The 22,943-nt window shown below is 46.9% G+C and carries 15 protein-coding genes and 1 pseudogene; 5 read left to right on the top strand and 11 right to left on the bottom strand.

Annotated features, from left to right (window positions below; all coding sequences use genetic code 11):
• Positions 1-15 precede the first annotated feature (15 nt).
• Positions 16-3,501 carry a helicase-related protein gene (locus tag ACIDITHRIX25_RS90210; protein WP_201732557.1) on the bottom strand — a complete coding sequence of 1,162 codons (3,486 nt, stop codon included), beginning with the start codon at positions 3,499-3,501 and terminating at the stop codon, positions 16-18.
• A 641-nt stretch (positions 3,502-4,142) separates the two neighbouring features.
• Here ACIDITHRIX25_RS90210 and ACIDITHRIX25_RS90205 point away from each other — a divergent pair.
• The 3 genes from ACIDITHRIX25_RS90205 (at position 4,143) to ACIDITHRIX25_RS90195 (ending at position 8,783) form a co-directional block, all read left to right on the top strand.
• Positions 4,143-5,054 carry an HNH endonuclease gene (locus tag ACIDITHRIX25_RS90205; protein WP_249685695.1) on the top strand — a complete coding sequence of 304 codons (912 nt, stop codon included), beginning with the start codon at positions 4,143-4,145 and terminating at the stop codon, positions 5,052-5,054.
• Between the two features lie 1,008 nt (positions 5,055-6,062).
• Positions 6,063-8,105 carry a DEAD/DEAH box helicase gene (locus tag ACIDITHRIX25_RS90200; protein ID WP_201732554.1) on the top strand — a complete coding sequence of 681 codons (2,043 nt, stop codon included), beginning with the start codon at positions 6,063-6,065 and terminating at the stop codon, positions 8,103-8,105.
• A gap of 3 nt (positions 8,106-8,108) precedes the next feature.
• Positions 8,109-8,783: a hypothetical protein gene (locus ACIDITHRIX25_RS90195; protein WP_201732553.1), complete on the top strand. Its 675-nt coding sequence runs from the start codon at positions 8,109-8,111 to the stop codon at positions 8,781-8,783.
• A 590-nt stretch (positions 8,784-9,373) separates the two neighbouring features.
• Here the strand turns inward: ACIDITHRIX25_RS90195 and ACIDITHRIX25_RS90190 are convergent.
• The 5 genes from ACIDITHRIX25_RS90190 to ACIDITHRIX25_RS90170 all read right to left on the bottom strand — a co-directional run bounded on the left by ACIDITHRIX25_RS90190 (position 9,374) and on the right by ACIDITHRIX25_RS90170 (position 14,484).
• Positions 9,374-10,309, bottom strand: coding sequence for an SPFH domain-containing protein (locus tag ACIDITHRIX25_RS90190; RefSeq protein ID WP_201732552.1), 936 nt, complete (start codon positions 10,307-10,309; stop codon positions 9,374-9,376).
• Complete coding sequence (locus ACIDITHRIX25_RS90185; protein WP_201732551.1) at positions 10,290-10,814, bottom strand: NfeD family protein; 525 nt, start codon at positions 10,812-10,814, stop codon at positions 10,290-10,292. The genes ACIDITHRIX25_RS90190 and ACIDITHRIX25_RS90185 overlap by 20 nt, the downstream gene beginning before the upstream one ends.
• A gap of 692 nt (positions 10,815-11,506) precedes the next feature.
• The gene (locus tag ACIDITHRIX25_RS90180) at positions 11,507-12,085 is read right to left on the bottom strand and encodes a beta-class carbonic anhydrase (protein WP_201732550.1); all 579 of its coding nucleotides are present in this window, start codon (positions 12,083-12,085) and stop codon (positions 11,507-11,509) included.
• A gap of 405 nt (positions 12,086-12,490) precedes the next feature.
• A complete protein-coding gene (locus ACIDITHRIX25_RS90175) occupies positions 12,491-13,825 on the bottom strand; it encodes a hypothetical protein (protein ID WP_201732549.1) in 1,335 nt (444 codons plus the stop codon).
• Positions 13,813-14,484: an RNA polymerase sigma factor gene (locus ACIDITHRIX25_RS90170; protein ID WP_201732548.1), complete on the bottom strand. Its 672-nt coding sequence runs from the start codon at positions 14,482-14,484 to the stop codon at positions 13,813-13,815. Before ACIDITHRIX25_RS90170 ends, ACIDITHRIX25_RS90175 begins: the two co-directional genes overlap by 13 nt.
• Before the next feature lie 1,058 nt (positions 14,485-15,542).
• On the opposite strand from ACIDITHRIX25_RS90170, the gene ACIDITHRIX25_RS90165 reads away from it, so the two are divergent.
• Positions 15,543-16,463: an HNH endonuclease gene (locus ACIDITHRIX25_RS90165; RefSeq protein ID WP_201732547.1), complete on the top strand. Its 921-nt coding sequence runs from the start codon at positions 15,543-15,545 to the stop codon at positions 16,461-16,463.
• 171 nt (positions 16,464-16,634) lie between these two features.
• Here the strand turns inward: ACIDITHRIX25_RS90165 and vapC are convergent, their stop codons facing one another.
• From vapC to ACIDITHRIX25_RS90140, 5 genes are all read right to left on the bottom strand, one after another.
• Positions 16,635-17,030 (bottom strand): type II toxin-antitoxin system tRNA(fMet)-specific endonuclease VapC, encoded by a 396-nt coding sequence (vapC, locus tag ACIDITHRIX25_RS90160; RefSeq protein WP_201732546.1) that lies wholly within the window; start codon positions 17,028-17,030, stop codon positions 16,635-16,637.
• Positions 17,027-17,263 (bottom strand): antitoxin, encoded by a 237-nt coding sequence (locus tag ACIDITHRIX25_RS90155; RefSeq protein ID WP_201732545.1) that lies wholly within the window; start codon positions 17,261-17,263, stop codon positions 17,027-17,029. Before ACIDITHRIX25_RS90155 ends, vapC begins: the two co-directional genes overlap by 4 nt.
• A 646-nt stretch (positions 17,264-17,909) precedes the next feature.
• Positions 17,910-18,380, bottom strand: a complete 471-nt coding sequence (locus tag ACIDITHRIX25_RS90150) for a glutaredoxin domain-containing protein (protein WP_201732544.1) — start codon at positions 18,378-18,380, stop codon at positions 17,910-17,912.
• A 700-nt stretch (positions 18,381-19,080) separates the two neighbouring features.
• Positions 19,081-19,719 carry a CocE/NonD family hydrolase C-terminal non-catalytic domain-containing protein gene (locus tag ACIDITHRIX25_RS90145; protein ID WP_249685641.1) on the bottom strand — a complete coding sequence of 213 codons (639 nt, stop codon included), beginning with the start codon at positions 19,717-19,719 and terminating at the stop codon, positions 19,081-19,083.
• 26 nt (positions 19,720-19,745) lie between these two features.
• Positions 19,746-20,291: a CocE/NonD family hydrolase gene (locus tag ACIDITHRIX25_RS90140; protein ID WP_249685694.1), complete on the bottom strand. Its 546-nt coding sequence runs from the start codon at positions 20,289-20,291 to the stop codon at positions 19,746-19,748.
• A 927-nt stretch (positions 20,292-21,218) separates the two neighbouring features.
• On the opposite strand from ACIDITHRIX25_RS90140, the pseudogene ACIDITHRIX25_RS90135 reads away from it, so the two are divergent.
• Positions 21,219-22,306, top strand: a pseudogene (locus tag ACIDITHRIX25_RS90135) (IS3 family transposase); the annotation flags it as partial.
• Positions 22,307-22,943 lie beyond the last annotated feature (637 nt).

Genomic DNA, 22,943 nt, shown 5'->3' with positions numbered 1-22,943 from the left:
CACCGCTATGAAATGCTAGGAAACTTCCAGATCAATGACCAATTTGGGCAAAATTTCTATCGAAATCCAATCGCGTTTGGATTCAACTCCATCAAGCTGAGCCAATTCAGATTTGCGATTTGATATTTTCGTTCTTTGTCCTTTGATATAAGTCTCGTTCGAGCTGTTGAGAATCGACTTCTCAAGTTGTTCAATCTTGCTGCTGAGCACTATCCTTTTTCGCGATAGTTCCGCAGCCCTTCGAGAATCCAACTTTGCCTGTTCCTCTGCCTCTTCACTTCGACGCCAATCCATCTCCATATCCTCTAATTTTTCAAAGATGAGATCCGAATAGGCAATTGCCTCTCCCTCGCTCGATTTCTCAAATGCACCGTCGGCTAATGCCGCCATTAGTCGCATTCCCACCTCGGGGACGTATTCGTAATTATCCGCCCGAACGGCAAAGGCAACTAATTTACTGAATTCGCTATTAGGAGATTTCGCCAAGCAGACTTTGACCAGGTAACTGCCCTTGTACTGGTCATAGGGAATTCGAATCCTCCCATACCTTCCAGAAATTGCTTCCATATTTCTAAAACAAACGCGGGCACCCTGAACAAGAGGGTGTGTAAGGTCAACGTGGTCGTAACCATTTTCTATGGCACGTTGCGCGTCAAAAGAAATGATTACCTCCGAATCGCTTTTTACTGCAGTGTCGAATTGTCGGTTACTTCTTTGGAATCGGGAGACGTAACTCCTCGCGTCGTCGTCTAATCGCACGGAATAAATACCAGGCCTTCGATTAGGTCTCAGTGGCGAATTACGAACTCGCCTTAGAAATGTTTCGACAAAGATACGAATCTCATTTGGCCCTAAATAATTGCCACGCCTCTTTTGATCCGCTTCGAAACCCTTTACAAGTAGGCGGTCAGTATTGACCAGAGCCTCAGCGCTCTCGGTTGCTTTCATAGCTTCGAAATTTGTAAGACGAGCTTTTTCGAATTGAGCTATACGTGCCTCTGAATCCTCAGGTGAGATATCAGGACTCCACATCTCTGATATATCCTCATTTGTGAAGGCAATGTGCCCGAGAATCTCCTCGTGTCCTCCGACATATGACTGGAACACGCCCAGTCGGTCGAAAAGGCGCATATAGATATTGTTGTCGATGGTGTCCTTCACTGACATGTTGAAGATATGGATCTTTTCACTCTTCTGTCCAAATCGATCAAGGCGACCGATCCTCTGTTCTATCTTCATCGGATTCCAAGGCACATCGTAATTAACCATGGCCGTGCAAAACTCGAAGTCCAGACCTTCGCTACCAACCTCTGACATAAGCAAAATTTTGAACGTGCCTTTTCGGAAATCGTCCATTATCTTCTGGCGAGCTTCGGGCGCCGTTTTGCCATACAGCAGCCTCACGTCGAAATCGTCTGCGAGTCGCTTTTGAAGGTACTTGAGAGTTCCAGTAAAGAATGAAAAAATGATCAACTGTTTATCATCCTTGGCAGAGAACTCTAAGATCCACTCCTTGAATTTCTCGTACTTCGAATCGGTGGCTTGCAGTGAACTCGCGTAACTCATAAAGTTGTCTAGATGCTCCATGAAAGATTCGTCTCGGAGCAACTTAATCTCCTCTTGCCCCGCCATTTTGGGAGCGTCCTTTTTCTCGTCATCGGAGCGATCGTCCTCTTCGAATTGGTCGTCAATCGAGAGTGCGTCTTCAACTGACACAGCGTCACTGTCCTGCGACTTGTAAGACTGCGCATAAAAAGGTTCCCACTTCTTGGTAGCAGCCTCGACAAACGCAGGCATACAACTTGCTGCAAATCGCAGCGGCATTTGAGCAACGTACCCGTATCGTCGTCCTAGGACGACACAGCTCCTCTTGAGTAGACGAATGTATTCGTCATATATTTGCTTCTCGCGCTCGTTCCACTCAACTTCAAGAATCTTGACGTCGCGTACTACCGGATTTTCGGTAACCTCTCGTCTGCGCATACGAGAAATCTCAGAGGCGAGTGGGGAGAGGGAGACGATCGAGTGTCGAAGCCGGACTTCGTCTTCAGGACTTATAACGCCTTGAGCAAGAATCTGTTCGATTCTTTTAAAGTCACCGCTCTTTGCAGCGGCTGCCCCAACTTCCGTCTCAGATATCTCAACCAACTTCGCACGAGCTTCATCTCTTTCGAACTCCGATGATTCAACAAACTTTACAAACTCATTCACCATCTTGACGAAATCGAGAATGCGTCCGAAGACTGAACTCTCCTCGTAAGCATCGGGCCTTAAGAGTCGCATTAGGTTATGAAGGTCCTTTGAGTCGTTATTGATTGGAGTTGCCGAGAGAAATACAACACTCTCCACATCATCCAATAGGGCCTTAATAGTCCTAAACCCTTTGGTTTCACTGTTTCTAATATTGTGGGCTTCATCTAGAATAACGAGATCAAAAAGATCCGATTGTTCGTCTAAAAGCTCTACTATCTGGTCACTGAACCTTCCGCTCCTTATTTTTTCGAGCGACACGACAAAATAATGAGATGCTGCTAAGCGCCCAGGGCTACGCAAGTAAAGTGACTTCAATTCCTCATCATTTAGGTCGCGCAGAATGTAGCCGAAGCGGTTCCTCATCTCAGCCTTCCACTTAGCTACGAGGTTGGAGGGACAAACGACGAGTACATTCTTTGCCGAACCGCGCTGATCAAGTTCGCGCCAAATAAGTCCTGCCTCGATCGTCTTTCCTAAACCGACTTCATCAGCGATCAGAATGCGCTGACTATCGCCAATCAAAAACTTCAAAACCGGCAGAAATTGATAAGGGATAAAGGTTGTAAGGGAGCTGAACGCTGAATAGAAGAGATCGCTAAGAACCTGGTCAATCTTTATGAAAGTTAGTGCTGCCGCGGTATCAATGTTGTGCATTGGATTTTGGCGAAGCCAGGATCTGACGTCGTTCGTGTCCTCGGGGATATCTTCAAGCTCGTCTTCCAAGAACCGATTAGAAGCACCAGTTGTGGATCTACATCTGTACTGCCAACAATTGTCTTCGGCTCGCCACGATCTATCAACAACCTTTAGAAGGTCTCCCGAGCCACGGCGTTGCACTCCATCATCTATGTCGTACTTAGGTTTGGATGGAATAGATTTCCCGTCCTGCATCGCAGTCTCGAAGTATGTTCGAACTTTATCGATCTGGTCACCATCTAGTGGCTTACCATTTGCATCTTCAACACCACCATTCGAAAAGTCGACAACTAAAAGTGATACCGATACGTCTTCGTAGAGAACATAAACACCATCAGGAATTTCTCCTGGTGATAAGGATGAAAAAAGGCTCGAATCATCGAAATAGGTGTTGCCGGATTCAAACTCCGAAGTTTGGCGATCCGTCGCTACGAGCGATATATATGTTTGTTTAGAGCGAAGTTCAGCAGCAATGTTACCCGCCGACAAAACGTTGGAGAAATATATTGCCGCGCCTTTTTCGAGCGAGGATAATAAATCTAATTTCGACACAATCAACTACCGCCTATTGGGGTGATGGTCCCTGCCGCTGGGGTCTTAGCCGCATCACCAATTACCCCTAATTTATCATGGCGATGTTCGATTTTCTGGGACTGGGCATTTCAGAATTGAATTTTATTAATCCTGATCTACTTGTAGCTGGTGTGTAGCTGAGTATTTATTTGAAACCAACCTGTTCGCTTTAGGCAAAGGCACTGTCAGCGAATTCGAAGTTACCACGGGCCACAAATTTGCTTATTTTATCATTCGCTTCAATATTGGATTACAGTCTCTATCGAGAACGTGCTACGGACACGCCTTTCAGATATTGGCAAGACAGTCCCATTCAAAAACTAAAGACTATGATTTGCCAACTTGCTCGAGTCAACTAAGTGTGAATTCTGTTTAATTCTGCGAAGCGATCACTTGGTACCACGAATTGAGGGCACCACGACTTAGATGTCGTAGTGTCAGAGGCCCTGTTGATGATGCTCAGGAGTACGCGGTGGATGGCGCTGATCAACAAGAATAAAAATTCGAAAAAGCAACCATTTAAGGGAGCGGCCGTAAGAAGGTCCAAGAAGACCGCCAAACCATCAAAAAGATTCCCATACCTCGAAAGCTTTTCCGTTGAGATAGTATGAGCAATTGTGATGATTCTTGATGAAATTAACGAAGAGCTCGAATTGAGGAAGGCGGTTTTTAGCCATCTTAAATTACTCACAGCACATTCCCCGAGCGGCGTAGTACCGTCTTCTACAATAAATTCATTTGAATTTCGCGGCAGACGAATAAGTCTTATCGTCCAGTCGGGAATACGCAAGCTCCTGGGCAGCAGCGCCGCACTAACAATCAGAACGACATTTACCCCACCGTCGGAACTGCCGCCATACATTGACGATACCGACGACGACGGAATGATCCATTACAAGTACCGCGGTACAGATCCGCAACATTCAGACAATAGAGCGCTACGGATGGCGATGGACGAGGGATTGCCGCTGGCTTACTTCTACGGCATCGGGAAAGGGCTCTACTTACCAATTTTTCCAGTGTATCTCCTGCAAGAAATTCCAGAACGGCACGAATTTGTAGTCGGCTTTGAATCATCACTTTCAAGCGCGAACCCAATCTTCAAAGAGAGCCTCGAACGTAACTATGTAGATCGGCTTACAAAAACTCGCATGCACCAACCAGTCTTCCGGGCACGGGTTCTCCACGCATACGATACGTCATGTGCAATCTGCAGACTTCGCCATTCCGAATTGCTCGATGCTGCCCACATAATCCCTGACGGTCATGTCCGCGGTGAACCGGTGGTACCCAACGGAATCGCTCTATGCAAAATACACCATGCCGCCTTCGACCATAACTTGGTGGGAATACGTCCGGATGGAATCATAGAAGTACAACATCGACTTTTGCAAGAAACTGACGGACCTATGCTTCTACATGGTATTCAAGAAATAGCTGGAACCAAAATTCATCTACCCAAGGAGCGGGCCGCGAGACCGGATCAAGACCGACTCGCTGAGAGGTTTGAGGAATTCAAACGAGCCAGCTGATCTATCGGCGGATATGAAGCGAAGTTAATCCACGTCAAAAGTGGCGACCGTCGCGACTGAGAGACCGCCAGAACATTCTTTAGCAGCCGCAGGTTCTAAAGATATCAATCCTTATCGATCGAGTTATCTTTACCTTTGAGTCCACCGGAACCTTGCCCCGCCGCCATATCACGAATCCCTGACAGCAAATTTGTCAGCTCCACCGGAAACAGTATCTTTATAAAAGGGGAGTTAGCTAGTTCTTTCAATGCACCAAGGTATTGAAGCAGCAGCTTCACAGCGCTACGTCTGCGATCCGGGGTTAGAAGTTTCCCTCCGATAGTTCCTTTAGCATCGAATTATCCAAGGTCAGATCGGCAACAATGGTCTTTAGTCTTGTAATTCTCTGCCTTTAGTCCTTTCAGGCTCTTGGCATCTGTGGTTTTCATACCTCCGTAGGTATTCTCACCAAGATGCAATGTGGTTTCCGTTATGCATGAGCTTCTGGCAACTTACACAACCGAACTGCCGGCGTATAACAATCTGTCACCCTCGGCAAGCTTTTGAATGACTTGTTCTGGTGCGTGCTTTTTACCCTTCATAAAAAATATACTGTTTATATTTTGGTCAGTATTCTAACATTAAGGGTGGATCATCCAGGATTCACCATGGCACAGACATGCGAAAACAATTTCGGCGCTAGCAGGCATCAACTTCCGTCGAATAGTGTCAAGAAAAAAAAGCCAGAAGGTATTTTCGTTGAATGCGCTGAACGAAAATAAACCTTTTATTTTGTTCGACGCGAATGGCTTTCTAAATAACGAAATTGATGGCTAGCCATCTAATTGCGCCCACTCCCTCAGAATGAGCTTTCGGAATCGATCAATTATCTGTAATCCTTGATTGGGGATAAAGTTAGCTTCGCCTGAACTGCGTCCCGCATCGCGACTAAGAAGCGTGGCAGGCAGTTTGATACACCAGTTAATAACGAAGTCAGGAATCTCCAGAAACTCGATAGATTTGTAGGAAATGAGAGTTACCGGATTTGAACTACACAGGTGGCAAGAAGCGGCTGTAGAAGCGTGGATGTCGGGAGACACGCATGGTCCTTTCAGGGGAACCATCGAAGTGTTTACCGGTGGAGGGAAGTCCCTTATTGCTCTAAAGTGCATCGAAAGAGCGGCACGGGAATCTCCCGAGCTTAAAGTCGCTATCGTTGCACCCACATCTGCACTAGCGAGACAATGGATAGATGTAATTAATAGGCATTCAGATCTAAACCGATCAGAGATAGGCCTTCTCGGATCAGGCAGTAAAGGAGATTTAGAGTCATCTAGGGTCCTGATCTGTGTCCTAAACAGTGCTTCACGCCTCCTTCCGGAGATGTCTTCGGCAATATCGGGCGAACTTATGTTAGTAATTGACGAGTGCCATAGAGCAGGAGCTCCTTCAATGGCAAAGGTGCTAAATACCAAGGCAAGATTTCGACTTGGACTCTCTGCAACTCCGGAACGGGACGAGGCTTCGCAGGAAGGCACCCTAATTTCGTTCGATGATCAGCTTGTTGGGAAATCTCTTGGCGCTGTTGTTTATCACTTCGATCTAAAGCAAGCTCGAAATTATGGATGGCTGCCTAATTATGAGATAAATCACCACGGTGTGCACCTAACTGTATCAGAGCAAGCAGAATACGAAAGACTAACCCGACGTGTCGACGATTCCATTAGCGCACTACAGGACATCGGAGTCGAAATTTCGCAGGCAAGAATCTACCAAACTCGAAACGATGAAGTTGGCTCCCTCGCAAAGCGCTATGTCTCAGCAACGACGCAACGGAAAGATTTCCTTTACAAAAGTACCGAACGCATTAGAGTCGCAACACGAATTGTGTCGGATTCATTCGAAAGAAACCCTGATAGGCGCGCACTGGTATTTCACGAAAGAGTAGATTCAGCCACACAATTGGCGCGCGCTTTAGAACTGAAATTACCCTCTATTGGCATTACTCTCGAAAATTCGAAACTAAAGTCGTCCGTCCGCAATGAGGCCTTAGCATCATTTCGAACAGGTACTAACAAAATATTGGTCTCTGTCAAATCTCTTATCGAAGGAATAGATGTGCCAGAAGCTGATCTAGGCGTGCTTGTAGCGTCAAGCTCCAGCATACGCCAAAGGATCCAAACATTAGGAAGAGTTTTGCGTCGACAGTTCGAAGGAGACGGGTCTAAAAAAATAGCTGATATGCATATTATTTACGTTTCGAACACCGTGGATGAGGCTGTTTATGGAAAGCTTGACTGGACTGATCTAACTGGACCTGAATCCAATAAATATTGGGAATGGCTTCTCGAACCGAATGCCGCACCAATACAAAAGTTTGATCCTCCCCAAACCCCCACGCCTAGCGAAAGCCAGGAATGGAAGAGACTCTGCCAGCTCTTAGACCTTGGACCACAAGAGTGGCGCGGTGGAAGAATTGGAGTTGAGCACAGCCTCGACACACTAGGAACGGTTCGGCGGTACGATGGGAAAATAGTCTCTAATCCACAAGGTGTATCCGATATCGTTGATAAAGTACGTAGCCAACGCGGTGGAAGATTTTACCTAACGCCTGAGTTCAACCTAATTCTTGTTTCAAAACGAAATGCGGGTGAGAACATGATGTACGTGGCTGGCAAAATCAACGAACCTTTCGTCTACGTCACGAATGACATAGAAAACCAGGAGCAAATCCTCCCGCAACGAAATATAAAACCCGGAGATCTTTACTATGGACCCACCGATGCTACCGGTGGGTCCTTCCAAATAAGGAGCAAGGGTGGCGGGTTAATCGAAAGGCGGGCTAACAAGTCCGAAACCGAATTCGCGATCATAGATGAGAACAATTATCCTCAGCAATCACAAAACGCCATAAAAACAATAAAGGCCTGGAAACTGCTGCTAGACCGTGGAATAAAGATTAGTGTAAACCATCGTGACGACGTATGGTATGTAAATAATGGCAGCCATATTTTCCTCGAACATGTTCCGGGGGGATTTCTTTGGCAATCTGATTTAGAGAGGGGAAGTTAGAAAGTGGCAACTGTTTATCCTGGATTGAACCCAGCTAATGCTAGCCGAGAAGCAAAGTATTCAGTAATCCGTTCGCAGAATAATGAAATGGCAGTTCGCCTAATATATCGAGTTTCAAGTTCAGAGAGAGAATTACTTACGACCACTAGTCATTTTAACCTCGTAGATATGGTAAACAACGTCAAAATGGAGATCAATGGACAGAAGGGCGGGGCATTTTATATAAATGAATACGGCCACGTTTTGGTGCCTGCTAATCGAGGTGAACCGTGTTATTTTGCAGGTACGTACAAAGAGATCCTTGAATTCGATCTTGAGGGAGATCCGATCTCCGCAAAGGCGCCTAAAACTCTTTCACCCGGCAATACCTGGCTTGGGCCTCATGTCGGAATCCCTTACACGCTCAAATCTGGTGCCCGCGACATAAGCTTCAAAAAGATGATCACGCCCACGCGAAGCAAAGAATTCCTCCTTTCGGAATATGTCGGATCGATCAAAGCCGAAGCCCTTGCGCGAAGATTAGGTGTACATAAAGGCATATCCGGTGGCACAATCTACATAAACGAAGCCCAAGAGTTTTTTGCACCAGTCCAAATCGGCGACGAATGGACCTATACCTATTTGGGAGGGATCAATCACGACGCGTGGTTCCCAAACCTACTTGAAAACGACTTATAGATGCACCTCGTTAACGAGAACGACACAGAACTTCGCTTATCCGTGAAGCGTCCAATGTGGCACAACACTAAAACTCAAAGGGCGAAGCGTTATAAGACTGCATTGATCAATCCTGGACGATCCTCCCTTAGCCTGAGAATACAGACCAAAATATCAAAGGGGGGATTTTCATAAAGGGTAAAAAGCACACACCAGAACGAGTCATTCAAAAGCTTACCGAATGGGACACACTACTAAGCGAGCGGTGCGGTAACTGTTGCAAGAGGCATTGGAATAACTCAAACCTCATAGAACCATAGACGAATGACTTCGGCGGCTATGCGTTCTCGGTGATGATCAAAGGCCATTTGCTAGCCGTGGAAATCGAAAATACGCACAACAGTGGGCGTCGATAAGCGTCATAAAGTAATCCGTAGAATGACGTGGAGCTGCCGACACCTTCAATGAATGGGCCTCGCGATCATGAAGTTGCTTCAAATAAAGCTTGCTGACTCCCGCGTACAAATGGTTATCAAACACTTAATCCAATAACTGACTGACAAATGCACGTTGTTCACATGAACGGCAAATTATTTTTTCGTGCGTCAAAATCAATCATTTTCACTTCCATTAAATGACTTGCTTTGGCCTTGACCCATCGCCATGTCGCGAATTCCCGACAGCAAGTTGGTCAGCTCCATCGGAAACAGAATCTTTGTGGAAGGGGAGTTGGCAAGCTCTTTCAATGCACCGAGGTATTGAAGAAGCAACGTATTCGAGTCCGAATCCTTTGCAATTTGACCAACAACAGATAGGGCAGTAGAAAGACCTTCAGCCCGCAAAATCGCAGATTGCCTCTCTGCTTCAGCAGTCAAAATTGCCGCTTGCTGGGCACCTTCAGCTGACAGAACGTCAGCTTGCTTCTGTCCTTCGGCAACGGTGATCGCCGCCTGCTTCTTACCTTCAGATTCAGTAACAACTGCTCGCCTCGTTCTTTCAGCTGACATCTGGCGGGTCATTGCCTCTTGAACTGCGGGTGGGGGATTGATCTCACGAACTTCTACGTTGGTAACCTTTACTCCCCATCGCTCCGTTACTTCATCGAGTTTCACTCTTAGCGATGTATTCATCGCCTCGCGCTTGGAGAGGACATCGTCGAGGGCCATGTCTCCGACAACGCTTCTAAGTGTCGTTGCAGCGATGTTCAGCGCTGCTCCGGAGAAGTCACGGATGTTGACGACTGATGTCACTGGATCAAATACGCGATAGAACATTATGAAGTCAATAGAGATAGGCGCATTGTCCTTGGTAATAGCTGTCTGATGCGGGATCTCAAGAAATTGCTCTCGAAGATCTACTAAGGATATTCTGTCGGTAATTGGATTGATAACAACAAGCCCTGGACCCTTTGCGCCATTGGACTTACCCAACCTAAAGACCACCAACCTCTGGTAATCTCGCGTAATCTTGAAGGTCGAAAAGAGAACCCGCACAATTGCGAACAAGAGGACTAAAGCTACGGCTAGTTCAATGATCGTCTTTACCATTATTGTTTTCCTTACCGGTTGATTCATTTAATTCAACACTCGTTGAAGTGCTGGTATTGAAAGTGTCGATGGCGACCTTGAGGTGGATTTGGTCGGCCTCTACCACGAAGATATTGTCACCCTTACTAATGACTCCCTCAAGTGCATCAGCGCTCCAGCTCTCCCCATCGACCGTTACGGTCCCCGAGGGAGCTAAATCAGTCGAAGCCACCCCTGTCCTACCAAGAAGCGACTTGTACCTCTGTGGTGTCGATGTCTTTGGCTTTGATAGAACTCCTTTGAGCCCCAAGGCAATCGTTCCCAACGAGATCAAAAAGATAAGTCCGTAGATTAGCAGCGTAAGGGTAGTAATCGAAGATGTGCTACTAGCCAAAACAGAGACGGCTACGCCCGCAATCACAAACGAAGAAACACCGGCTCCTACGGAGGAGTGTGGGCCTAGGTGCAGTCCAGCTGCAATGACTAATAGGGTGAGTGTTAATAACACTAAAGAAACAATGACCATCGCAAACCTCGCTGATCTATTGCCCTAACTCTATTGCAGTTTCAACCACTATGTCGTTCATCAAAGGTTATTCGTTCGCGGCGGTTGTTTATTGAAACCTGAAGTTCGCTGGCGATTCAAACTGAATTCACGATGTCACAGAGTATAGAGAGGACTCCAGCACTCTATCGTCTCCCGCATAGCTCTATGGAAACGTCTTTGTCGCAACGCCCCTTCCCTCCGAAATGTGCTGCGCAGCACCGTGCATAGACCATCATGGATACACAAAGATCAAGATGCGCGATAATGGACCGATTCATCGTCGGAGTTACCAGTTTGTTAGAACTGTGGTCGTAACACAGTCAGAAGGAACGTAGGCACGGGCACTGGGTATTCTTGGCATTTCCGCGCCGTTGCCATTGGACTAAAGTATCGAAGATTAAATACCAATCCCAGTAGCCATCATTTTACCCCTGCAACGAAGGACGCGAAATGATGGGGCATGGTAGCCATTGAAGGTACCAGTTATCTGCATCGCCAACGAAAATCGCCGATGTATCGCAAATACGGTTGATTTGATCAACACAGGGGACCAACAGCGATCTCCAAATGGAAAATCTCCGAACAAACACAAAAGAGCCCACTACCTTCGAAGACAAATCAGCAGGGTAGTGGGCTCTTTGACAAGATATCTACTCTTGCGAGACGAATCGCTATCGAGATTGACCGACCTTGGTGGCCTCAGGAACTTCAATGAGGCTTCCGGTTGCAACATCGTAGATATATCCATAGACCGGGATCGACGATGGTACCAGCGAATGCGACTTGATTCGAGTGACATCCTCAAGTACTGACGAAGCCTGATCAGGAATCGTCAACCAGTTGATGTACTTTCCTTCACTTGAGCCAGGTCCTTGACCAACATCTTTGAATCCCGCAGCACCAAGTTCAGCGGTCTCAAGGCTCGAAGCCAAAAGGTTACTCATGAGGTCGTTGTTAAAGAACTCCATACCACAATTGGTGTGATGGATGACAAACCACTCTTTGGTTCCCAATAACTTGTATGAGATAACCAATGAACGAATCGCATCGTCGCTAGCTCTTCCTCCGGCGTTTCTAATTACGTGAGCGTCGCCTTCACTTAATCCCGCATACTTTGCTGGATCAAGACGTGCGTCCATACAGGTAAGGATTGCGAAGTGGCGTGCTGGAGGCATCGCAAGGTTGGCCTTGTCTCCAAACTCCTTTGCATAGCCCTTATTTGCCTCTAGTACTTCATTTAGGACTGACATTTTCTAACTCCCTTGGCTTGATTTCACCTTCATTGAAGATTATAAAGCTAAACCTGAGTAAGATTATCAACTTTATTGACTTCAGCACTAGCAAGCTATAGGAGTCGACGAGCAGAGTTACCCAAATGGCGCCCCGAGGAGCTTCATGGTTATGAAGGGAGGACGAAACGACTTGCATTTCGAAATGAATTGACTTACACACGTCAAACCTGTTCAACTAATTGAATTACCGGGGCAGACTCCGCCACTTTCCCTGCTTCGTGGTTTTGTTTACAATTAACCTTTTCAGTGACCAGATTCCCATTGCTCTGCCCCTCGGTAAATCAGTCCTCGCACCTTCAATTCAATTGAGATCCTTGATAGTCGGACCAAAGGTAGTAATTCTCCAGCAGGTACTAATAAAGATCAAGCTGGTTGCGTTAATTTGAATCCACCGTAGCTCGTTTCAGTGGTTGCCATAGTGGCGTGGCCAACCACAGTTGATCCGTCGTAGAAGGTAGCGGTTATTGGCTCGGAGCAGACACCATTGCAAGGGGCTGTTGCTACTCCCATGGGCAAGATAAAGAAGCTCCAGCCGTCGAGCGTGGTGGGAAGTAGGGCAGTTGTTTGATTGCTCGGACCAGAAACACTGACGCTAGTTACCCAACTCGGCACAGTTCCAGAGAGAAAGGTCTCTCCGTTGCTAGCATTGTCCCAATTTACAGTTGCCATTGGTTTTGTGCTTCCGCTAGAGGTCACCACCGCATTGCCATATACAACTTCCATCCATGAGTTACTAGCACTCACTGAAGCTGAAAATACCCATGGCTGGTTCTTGACGGTTCCATATGCCAATTCTGTTCCACCAATTGGAACTTTTGGAGTATTGATGGGAGGCGATGCAATTATCCCTGGAGCACATAGGCCACTATGAATCGGGTTCCCGCCTGGCATGCAATTGTCGAGGGAAGGATTGATTACCAAGGCTGAAGCGATGTCCTGAATCTCTGCTGGGCTTAGGTTGAAGCCAACTATCTGCACCCCAAGTATCGGTGATAGTTGCCACTGCAAAATGGTATTCGGACCTTTATGGTTCGGTTGGGTTGTGCCTTGGCATGGATTCATTAACGGAGAACCAACGGAGTTAGTCGGTATCGCATCGGTACAAGCACCGCTAATAGTCATTGATTGGGTACCGTTTGGTCCCTTTACTGATGTGTATGAAATTTGATTAGAAACTTGCAACAAGAGAGCCTTTTGCCCCTTTACCGTTACTTGATCCATGGTTGCGTTTGCGATACCTCCTGCCGGAGGTGTTACGAAATCAGGATTCACCGTTCCCTGATTGATAGTGATGGTAAATGATTTTCCATTCGTCGTCGAATCATTTTCATAGGTGATCGCCGATGAGTAGTTGGCTGGAGTCGTCGATATGTTTGTTTGCCGATCGGAGATTAGTCTCCAACCGCTAAGTTGAGGGCCAAGGCTAACCTCGCCATTCAGGAGGTGCGGTGGACCAGGGTTGACAAAGGCTGTCACTTGAGCACTCAATAGTGGCGCATTCGAACTAGAGCCCTTATTTAGCTCAAATGTAGTTCCAGAAATTGCGACTCCTAAAACCGCGATGGCCCCAAAGATAAAACTACGGCGACGGCGATCAATTCGCCGGCGGTTAGCTCGCTGGCTAAGTGTAGAAATTGAAGGTGCTTCGGCTAGCGGCACCTCTAGTAGGGACTTCGTAAGTTCGGTCAATCGTGACATTGTGCTCCTTTGGTAATCTGCGCCTTACTTGCTTGTCGCGTTTCATCGGGCGATTGTGTTGACGGGTTCTTTTGCTCGTTTTCGATTTGGAAATCGTCGCGATTTCCTCTGTCTTTATTGCTTTTCGCAATGTCACCCGACTCGGTAAGTGGTTCTGCCAAGTCGGCTGCGAGTCTTTGTCGAGCCGCACCCAAGGTTCGCGAGACTGTACCTCTTGTAATTCCTAGTGAGTCTGCAACTTCAACTTCGGTAAGATCCCCAACATATCGAAGCATTACGACCTCTCTTTGCCGACGCGGAAGTTCGTTGACCAAGAGCCAAATCTCTCCAGCTGGAGCCGAAAGGTCGAAAGGTTTTGTTTGGCGGTTCAAGAAGCGCCTTTCAAAAGTTCGCCTCCTTGCTCGCCGACGAAAGACGTTGTAGGCAACTCGATAGGTCCATCCCTCGGGCCGTTCGCTTTTAGAGATTTTGGGCCAATGCATAAGTGCGCGTACGCAAGCTTCATCGACAACCTCCTTTGCCTCTTCGAGGTCACCAATCACAAGGACCATTGTCGCTAGGAGTTTCGGATAGAACAACTCATACCATCTTGCGAAGCCGTCGTTATCGTTACCGCTTCTATTGCTGGCTGTCGACCCGTCTTCATTGTCTGATGACACAGGATGCAATTTTCGTACGGGCCTTTCATTCAAGGTGCTGCTTCGACTTTCGCCAAATCATTAATTAGTTAAGTCACGACCAAGGTCTTTTGCTGAGTGTGTCGACGATTTTTATTGAGTTACAGCAAAGTCATGGTTGCTACGGGCGTCAATGTGGGTAGGTTCGCAAAATGTCAACCTCCGGTGTGAGCGCTATCTTCGACGTGTTTTGATTGTCGACGTTACTACAGAACCGCGCTTCCTTCGAAACTAATATCACCGGGCTTGCAGGGCAAACCGCGGAGATACTTGGGCTCAATAACGCGCATCTAGTGCTGCGTAATGGTGCCCTTTGAGCCGATCACGACCGGATATCTAACTCTTCGCAAAAGTTCGTCTTCTCGCCCCAGCTATCAAAGAAATGAAGCATTACGCGACAGAATTGATATCTGCATCACACGTCAACTCCACGATCGCACGTATTTGGACTCGACGAGAGGAACCCGCTACCTCCTGCCAGTCTCATGCATGTCGAAGGCACGAAAACTAACGATACGCCATCGGTCTTCACCTACGAGCTGTTGAAAATCCTTGCGTAGACGATAGTGTTTCTCAAGAACATCTAGGTGGCTCCTAGCAACGGCCAGATCTACCATACGAACTGCGCGTTCTTTGGTGGGTAGGTTCCATCCCAGATGTACGTATCTCTGATCTATTCATCCTTGTTGGATCGGTTTTGAGACCTCCAAAAGCTTGGCAGCGTCACCTATGAATAGTGTCATATTTGACTAAGTGTCAAAACTTCAACCTGGCTTGTCCGCAATTTGATTCGATGCCAATGCTTTGGCATTTCCCTTAGAATTAGGGAGAATTGCTTTCGCGTAAAGTGAGTTGTTGCACCTACCGCTCTCATCACTATAAAGTCAAACCAGGCTTATCTCGATTCTCTATTAAGCCATCCAACCGAGTGTCATCACGGATAATGATGGTCGTAATAGTGAGCGTGGCCTGTCTTCCACAGAGAGACAAAATTCGTCAGGAAGTTTAAATGCATCTCAGTTGGGATAACATAATCATCTGTGGTGATAGCAAATAGAACAGAGGATGAACGCGCCTTTAGAGAAGAGGTCTTCCGTCATCTCGACGCACTCGCTAAGTTTTACCCTAGCGGGGTATTGACATCTGTTGAGATCAATTCCTTTGAGTATCGCGGCAGACAAATACGCCTAATTGTCCAATCTGGGATCCGTAAGCTTCAAGGAAGCGAAGCGGCGCTAACGATTCGAACAACATTCACTCCACTTTCGAAGCCACCTCCGTATGTTGATCTCACTGATAATGACGGCATGATCCACTACAAGTATCGTGGTACTGATCCAGGGCACTCCGATAATCGAGCTCTTCGTATGGCGATGGACGAACGGCTACCCCTCGCATACTTCATCGGAATCGGCCGCGGACTTTACCTACCCATGTACCCAATGTATATTTTGCAAGAGATTGCTGTACAACACGAATTTATTATTGGCTTTTCTGAAGCACTTTCACTCTTCAATGCAGATTCAACTTACAAGGAAGAACTTCAACGTAGTTATATAAATCGGATCACTCAAGCACGCCTCCATCAGCCAGTTTTTCGGGCACGCGTTCTTCATGCCTACGAAACTTCGTGTGCAATCTGTCGACTTCGCCATCCCGAGCTACTCGACGCAGCACACATTATCCCCGACGGAAACGTCCGCGGCGACCCGGTAGTTCCCAATGGCTTATCACTCTGCAAAATACACCACGCAGCTTACGACAATAACTTTGTAGGGATAACTCCAGATGGAATCGTCGACGTACAGGAACGATTCATGAAAGAGACTGACGGGCAGATGCTGCTACACGGGATTCAAAAGGTAGCTGGAACTAAAATTCTTCTCCCTAGAGAGCGCGCTGCTAAACCGGATAAAGACCGTCTCGCTGAGCGCTACGAAGAGTTCAAAAGAGCGTCCTAACTAAGTTCATGACTTCGAGGAGGGATCGCGCTTAGTCGGCACTCTCCATTTGGTACAATGACAGACTACTTAGCTACGGGCAACAAACATCTGTAAACAATCTTCAGCGGCTGCGAAAAACTTGTCCCTTTTGCGCGATCTAAGCAATCTCCGATCTCCATCATCGTCGATTCAACTCCAATTTTCGAGCCTTAGCCCTCGAACTCGAGCAAATTCCCTGGTGTTGTTCGTTACTAATGTGGCTTCAAGTGAAATAGCGTGTGCCGCAATCATGGTATCAAGACCGCCAATTGGCTGACCAATTCGTTCAAGTTCGAATCGAATACGTCCATACTCCCATATGGCTTGCTCATCAAAGGGCAGTATGGTTAGGGCGGTCAGGAACATCTCCAACGCCCGTTGATTTTTAGTCGATCCGCTCTTAGCTACACCGTAAGCCAGTCCAGCAGCACTTACGCTCGACAATCCGATGCTGTCCGGATCCTCGAGCTGGAATCTCTCCAAAACATGATGAGGTTTATTGTTGATGATATAAATGCAAATATTTGTATCGAGTAAGTATCTCATCCACCCACGATTTCTGGACGACTTTGTATTTCTGGTTGGTCTCTCGTAATTTTGAATTCCGGCTCAAATTCACCTAACGCAACACTCAAGAGTTCCCATGAATGATTGATAGGTAGCAGTAAGACGCCATTTCCAAAATGTCGAATCGATACCTCGCTTTCAGCGAATCGGTACTCCTTTGGTAATCGAACTGCTTGGCTTCGCCCGGTTTGAAAGACTTTTGCAATGTCCATATTTCAACCCTCCACTGATATATATCAATAATATATATCAATGATGAATCTATCGATCCTTCCCACTTGTCATCCAACACAGTGAGACCGCTTTCAATTGGAGTGGTGCGAAGACACTTTGAATTTCTCCACACAACAGAATTTCAAACAGGACAGTGGGAGAGTGGCGGGATCGATGTTGCCAACGCCATTGCGATTACAACTCCTTAGACGGCACGACCATCCACGGTCGATTGTGCATCCGAATCGCAGGGATTTACGGATTCACAGATGCTCTGTGCTTACTAAATCCCATAATGAACTAGAGGGCTCTAGTCGCCTTGATTAATAGAGATCCAGATGGGGACTTCGAGGTCTTTTATTAGAGACGCGCTGAGAGGTCGATGAATTTTGATGGGTAGCCACATTTCGCGGGCAGATGTTGAACCTTGATTCCAAGATATTTTCCATCGGCTCCCGCAGATGGTGACCGAATCACTTGATCAACGAAGACGATCGACAATGATACGTTATCCGGCAAAGTGCTCTTCAATTTCCGAACAACGAGATCGCTAATCACTTGCCCTGAGGTCGACTTTGACGCAAGGAAGAGCCTATCGAATTCATGATTTTAATTCATCAGGCCCGGTGGGAAAGTGGAGAGCCTTCAGCTACTTGCGTCGCACTTATCTCCCTTGCGCGATCGAAAGGTTCTAAAACTTACCCAAAAGAGAATGTTGACAACGTCAACTCCCCAGCTGTAGGCGGTAAATCCCAACTTCTCAACGTAAAAACTCAATGACACCAGGATCACTATCACTGTCCACTGGAAAATCGCACGGCGACCGTCATTGTCCGGGGTACTATCGCTACCGTTTGTAAGCAGGTCAGGGTATGACCGTCGAATGACCTCAATAACATCTTCAACCGTTGGATTTATAAGGTTCGTATCTCCGATAGCTACGGTAGGGACGGTTTCGTTACCGCTAGCGACCTTGCGAACATATTCGCGGGCTGAAGGGTCGGCCCAGATGTTGTGTTCAAGAGTTTCAATTCCCAACTTGCTAAGACCACGCCGAAGGTACATACAATCAGGGCAACCAGGACGCCAATAAACCTCTATATTTGCATCATTCACATCGTGATCAACCTCACTTCGATATCCAAGATTTCAGCACTTTGCGATTTTAGATATATCGAAACGCGTACATTGAACCACCTAACCACCAAACCGTGAGACAGCCCAATCGCAGCAGTTAGAGACTATTTCGATTATCCAAACGTTGAGAGCGTGCTTCTGTAACCAAATCAAGATCTCGGTGGTAGCCATTCCAAAGTGGATTAAGGACCGTTCCGCCATCGTCACCACAAGGAATCGCACGGTCACAAAGGATCTGAGAATTTCGGTAGCAATGCCATATCCAAGGTTCCTAACTGAAAGTTTCAAACCGGGATCGACGCTATTGAATCATCCAATAAAGGACTTAAATTGACAGGCGGGTGCCGCTATAAATTGCACAACGATGGGCTGCTGAAAGCCTTGCGATCACCAATCGAAGATATCCTCGAGATGCCCCACAAAAGTACGCCAAGGAATCCAACTTCATCAAAAACGAATTAAGCCTCGCATGATCATTCGCTTTTGGGAAATAGCTATTCCGCCAACGTCAAATCACCCGAGCACTGCGAATACATTCAATCAAGGAAAAGCCTTTATCGATCCCACTAACTGGGGATGACAATAGATGGAAAAGTTACCCAGGGCATTGGCAGCTTGCTGAAGCGGCACTTTGCTGTGGCGAGAATCGTTCACGAACGCGCCTTGACGAAGACCGAAATCATCTCGTCGGAATCACTGGAATGACGATATTCGACGGCGAATCGCGAGACCAGGTGACTTTGGCGGTTCCGCTAGTGGTTCTGGCGTAAAGGGCGGGGAAGTGGCCAAAGAATGGATTCCTAGGCTGCTGATATCGTCCAGAGATGTTCAACCGTAGTTGCTCACCTTTATAAATGAAGGTTGAAGAGTTACTAAGCTTGATCGATACTTTGACAATCGCACCATCTTTGATAGGGTGTATTTCAACTAGAGAACTCTCCGCATACCCAAATTCATCACCTGTGTTTGATTCTGAGCGCAGTTGGACACGAAGCATTCCTTGCGACACGCAGTCTCGCGCGTATCCATACGAACACTCAAATAGAACAGGCTTGCCATTTGAAAACTTTTCGACTTCAACAAACACGTAGAGATCGTCCACTTCGTAGAAGGTTAGATAGAGGTTTGCATATATTGGCCCTGATATTTCGGTGTCCTCTTCGAAGCGATACTCGAAGAAGCGGCTTTGATTTCGTAGTCTGAACTGAGTAGACCCAACCCCTACTGAAGATTGCCGCAATGAATCGCTATTTGCAAGATTTAAGGTCGTCCACTTGGTCTCTTTGAGCGGCCAAGCGTCCTCATTTCTAACCTCCATTATGTGATCACGTCGATCACGAACCTCTAACCGTACCTTAGGAAGGGGAGTGGCCTACATCTGGCGGAGATGACGATTGAAAAATGCCACTGATAAGTACGTGCCTCTTCACCGTAGAAGGTAGACCATTTTGGACTCCGATGGGTATAAACGTGGCGCTCAACGGATGATACATCCGTGAAGGCACGCATCGAACCTGTGCTGTGAAGGTTGCTGTCCGAGAAACTTGCGCAAACAAGGATAGGAATCGTTATGTTCGCAAGATCGGGTGTAATCGTATTCCACCAAGAGTCACGAAGCGGGTGCTCGCGACGCTTCTTCGCGATATCGATACCAATTCTCGCAAACCGCTTAGTAAGCGCAACCCAGAGTCGAGATAAGCCCCTCTCGGTTATACCACCGGGTGACAGAAAGTCCCTGAATCCATCGGTAAATCCTTCCCAGGGACAGATCGCTTTGAGTGCCACAGGTCTAGGTCCTGCAGCCACCTTGTATTGAGACATCGCTAGATAAGAGACTCCAAGCATGCCAACGGAACCGTTGGACCAAGGCTGCTTAGAAATCCACTCGATGACGTTAGCGATATCGGAGGCTTCCTGATCAGAAAAGAGATCCCCTACTCCCTCCGACTTTCAACCCCCACGGGTATCTAAATTCACTACCGCATATCCTTGATCCATCCACCAAACAGGATCCGGAGCCTCCCAACTCGTTTAGTCTGAGATCCGAATGGGACTTGGCTGATTCATAATCCGAAATTGAGAACTGAGAGACCACCGATCGCCCTTCCGTTTAGGGAGCGCGTCCTTCCCGTATGGTGACGCCGACAAAATCGTTGGTAGCTTTCCCGCGCCTAATGGGCGAAAGAGGTTCAAGTAGAGGTTGACGCCATCTGGCATAGCGACTGCAACCTCTTCTTTCGTAACATCATTACCCGATTGACATACCTCTATTGGAGGAATGATAAAATTTGAGATTCGAGAGATCGAATACCTGAACCAGTCGGGTCGATGCCACGGATTTTGGAAACAACCATTACTCATTGACAAACTTTATATCGGACCTATCTAACAAGGTCCAAATTCTGGGTGACTTTACTCGTTTGATGAGCCCAGGACTCCTGACATAGTTTCCCGCAAGTTTCTGCAAATTAGCGTATGATCTGGAAGAATAGCTCTCTCTGCCAATAATGTTTCCAAACTCCACCTTCCTAAGACCGAACAGTCGGTTGATACAATTATTTGAAGCATTCAAGAGACTTAAAACTTCAATCAAACGAGAACAATGTTTGCTCCGAGTGAGGGGAAACTACGTAGGGAGCTTTTAGCTTGTGGATTTCGAAATGAATGGGCGGGTGCTTCGATTTGTTTGGATCTCAAATACCGTTGGGATATGTGGTCGAGCTACATTAAATTCGACAATCGAGTGCCATGGAGAATCCTGGATGATCCACCCTTAATGTGAGAATACTGACCAAAATATAAATGGGAGGATTTTTCATGAAGGGTAAGAAGCACACACCTGAACAAGTCATTCAAAAGCTTGCCGAGGGTGACAGATTGTTAAACGCCGGCAGTTCGGTGGCTGAGGTTGCAAGAAGCCTCGGAATAACCGAAACTACATGGCATCGCTGGAAGAACACCTACGGAGGTATGAAAGCCACCGATGCCAAGAGATTGAAAGAACTAGAAGCTGAGAATCGACGACTTAAGACCATTGTTGCCGATCTGACGTTAGATGTATCGATGCTCAAGGAACTATCGGAGGGAAACTTCTAACCCCGAATCGCAGACGTAGCGCTGTAAAGCTGCTGCAGAAGCGATTCGGGGTTTCCGAAAGAAGAGCCTGCAAATTGACTACCCAACCAAGGTCTACCCAAAGAAAGGCCAGCCAGCCGAAGGAAGATTTGGATGAAAAGCTTACAGAAGTGCTCCGTAGCTTTGCACTTTCGAATCCCCGTCAGGGATATCGGAAGGCATATAGGTACGTGCTTGAAATGGGATACAAGGTCAATCTGAAAAAGATTCATCGCCTTTGGCGCGATGCTGGACTGAAAGTTCCCTTCAGGAAGAGGAAGAGTAAAAGGTCCAATCGCGGAGTTGCAATGGGGGCTCATCAGCCAATAGCGCCAAATGTAACCTGGGCAATGGACTTTCAATTCGATGCAACAAGTGATGGAAGAGTATTGAAGTTTCTAAACGTGATCGACGAGTATTCTCGCGAATACCTAGCTACCCTCGTAGATCGTTCAATTGATGCCAAAGCTGTCGTTGCTGTTTTAGACGGGATAGTCGCAAGCAGAGGAACTCCGACCTACATCAGGATGGATAACGGACCAGAGTTCATCTCAAAGGTCATAGAAGAATTCTCATCTGAAATGGGAATTACGCTTTACTTCATCGACCCAGGCTCACCCTGGCAGAACGGAAAGTGTGAGTCGTTCAATGGAAGACTCCGAGACGAGCTTCTGAATGGAGAACTGTTTCTAAGCGTTGACGAAGCTCAAGTCCTAGCCGACAAATATCTCAAGAGATACAACGAAAGCAGGGCCCATAGTTCACTTGGTTATCTAAGTCCACATGAATTTACAGCTCTTGGACTAACCGATCAGCGGGATATCTTACGAGGATCTTCGAAGTGCAGAGAATTTTACGCAACTAGCCACTTTCGGAAGAAGGCCGCAATGGCGACAAGCATATAAGATCGACGATGTCGACTCACATAGGGAGTGGATCACCAATAGGGGGCCGTGCACGAGAATACTTCAACTCGCCGAAAACTACTTGCTAACATAAAACTTGAATGGAAAGTCAAATTGATAGATAGAGCCCAATTCGTGCCTCTCATTCGCCATTTCATAGATGCAAATTGCAAGAGTGACGTAGTTGAGTACACGTCTAGAATCCGACCGGCTACTTTTTTCACTGGAAAATCTCCATGGGCCTTTTAAATCGGCACCTTCAGGGAATGTCTAACGTCGCAATCGATCGGTATCAGACGCGAAAATGCTATCTACCTTCCCTCCGCCAAACAATCGAGATGAAGCATTATGAGATGGCAACTTTGAGTGGGCTCAAATGAAATTTAGGCTACTTCCTTTTGACTTGAAGTCCGAGTGGAAAAATCCACTTACATTGGCTGTAAGGAAAAAGCTACAAATCAATGAGGTTTGGTTTTGATGGACCCAAAAACTGGTAGCTGGTTCAAAAAGGTTTTAGGAAAAT

The sequence above is a fragment of the Acidithrix sp. C25 genome (genome assembly GCF_904848545.2).
The sequence above is the reverse complement of the archived record's forward strand: the minus strand, read 5'-3'. Positions and strand labels throughout refer to the sequence as shown.

What these genes read in the sequence shown, in the direction of transcription:
- ACIDITHRIX25_RS90205 (WP_249685695.1), top strand. Translation starts at nt 4,143, where the DNA reads ATGATTCTTGATGAAATTAACGAAGAGCTCGAATTGAGGAAGGCGGTT.
- ACIDITHRIX25_RS90200 (WP_201732554.1), top strand. Translation starts at nt 6,063, where the DNA reads ATGAGAGTTACCGGATTTGAACTACACAGGTGGCAAGAAGCGGCTGTA.
- ACIDITHRIX25_RS90190 (WP_201732552.1), bottom strand. Translation starts at nt 10,309, where the DNA reads ATGGTAAAGACGATCATTGAACTAGCCGTAGCTTTAGTCCTCTTGTTC.
- ACIDITHRIX25_RS90185 (WP_201732551.1), bottom strand. Translation starts at nt 10,814, where the DNA reads ATGGTCATTGTTTCTTTAGTGTTATTAACACTCACCCTATTAGTCATT.
- ACIDITHRIX25_RS90180 (WP_201732550.1), bottom strand. Translation starts at nt 12,085, where the DNA reads ATGTCAGTCCTAAATGAAGTACTAGAGGCAAATAAGGGCTATGCAAAG.
- ACIDITHRIX25_RS90175 (WP_201732549.1), bottom strand. Translation starts at nt 13,825, where the DNA reads ATGTCACGATTGACCGAACTTACGAAGTCCCTACTAGAGGTGCCGCTA.
- vapC (WP_201732546.1), bottom strand. Translation starts at nt 17,030, where the DNA reads ATGAGATACTTACTCGATACAAATATTTGCATTTATATCATCAACAAT.
- ACIDITHRIX25_RS90155 (WP_201732545.1), bottom strand. Translation starts at nt 17,263, where the DNA reads ATGGACATTGCAAAAGTCTTTCAAACCGGGCGAAGCCAAGCAGTTCGA.
- ACIDITHRIX25_RS90145 (WP_249685641.1), bottom strand. Translation starts at nt 19,719, where the DNA reads ATGGAGGTTAGAAATGAGGACGCTTGGCCGCTCAAAGAGACCAAGTGG.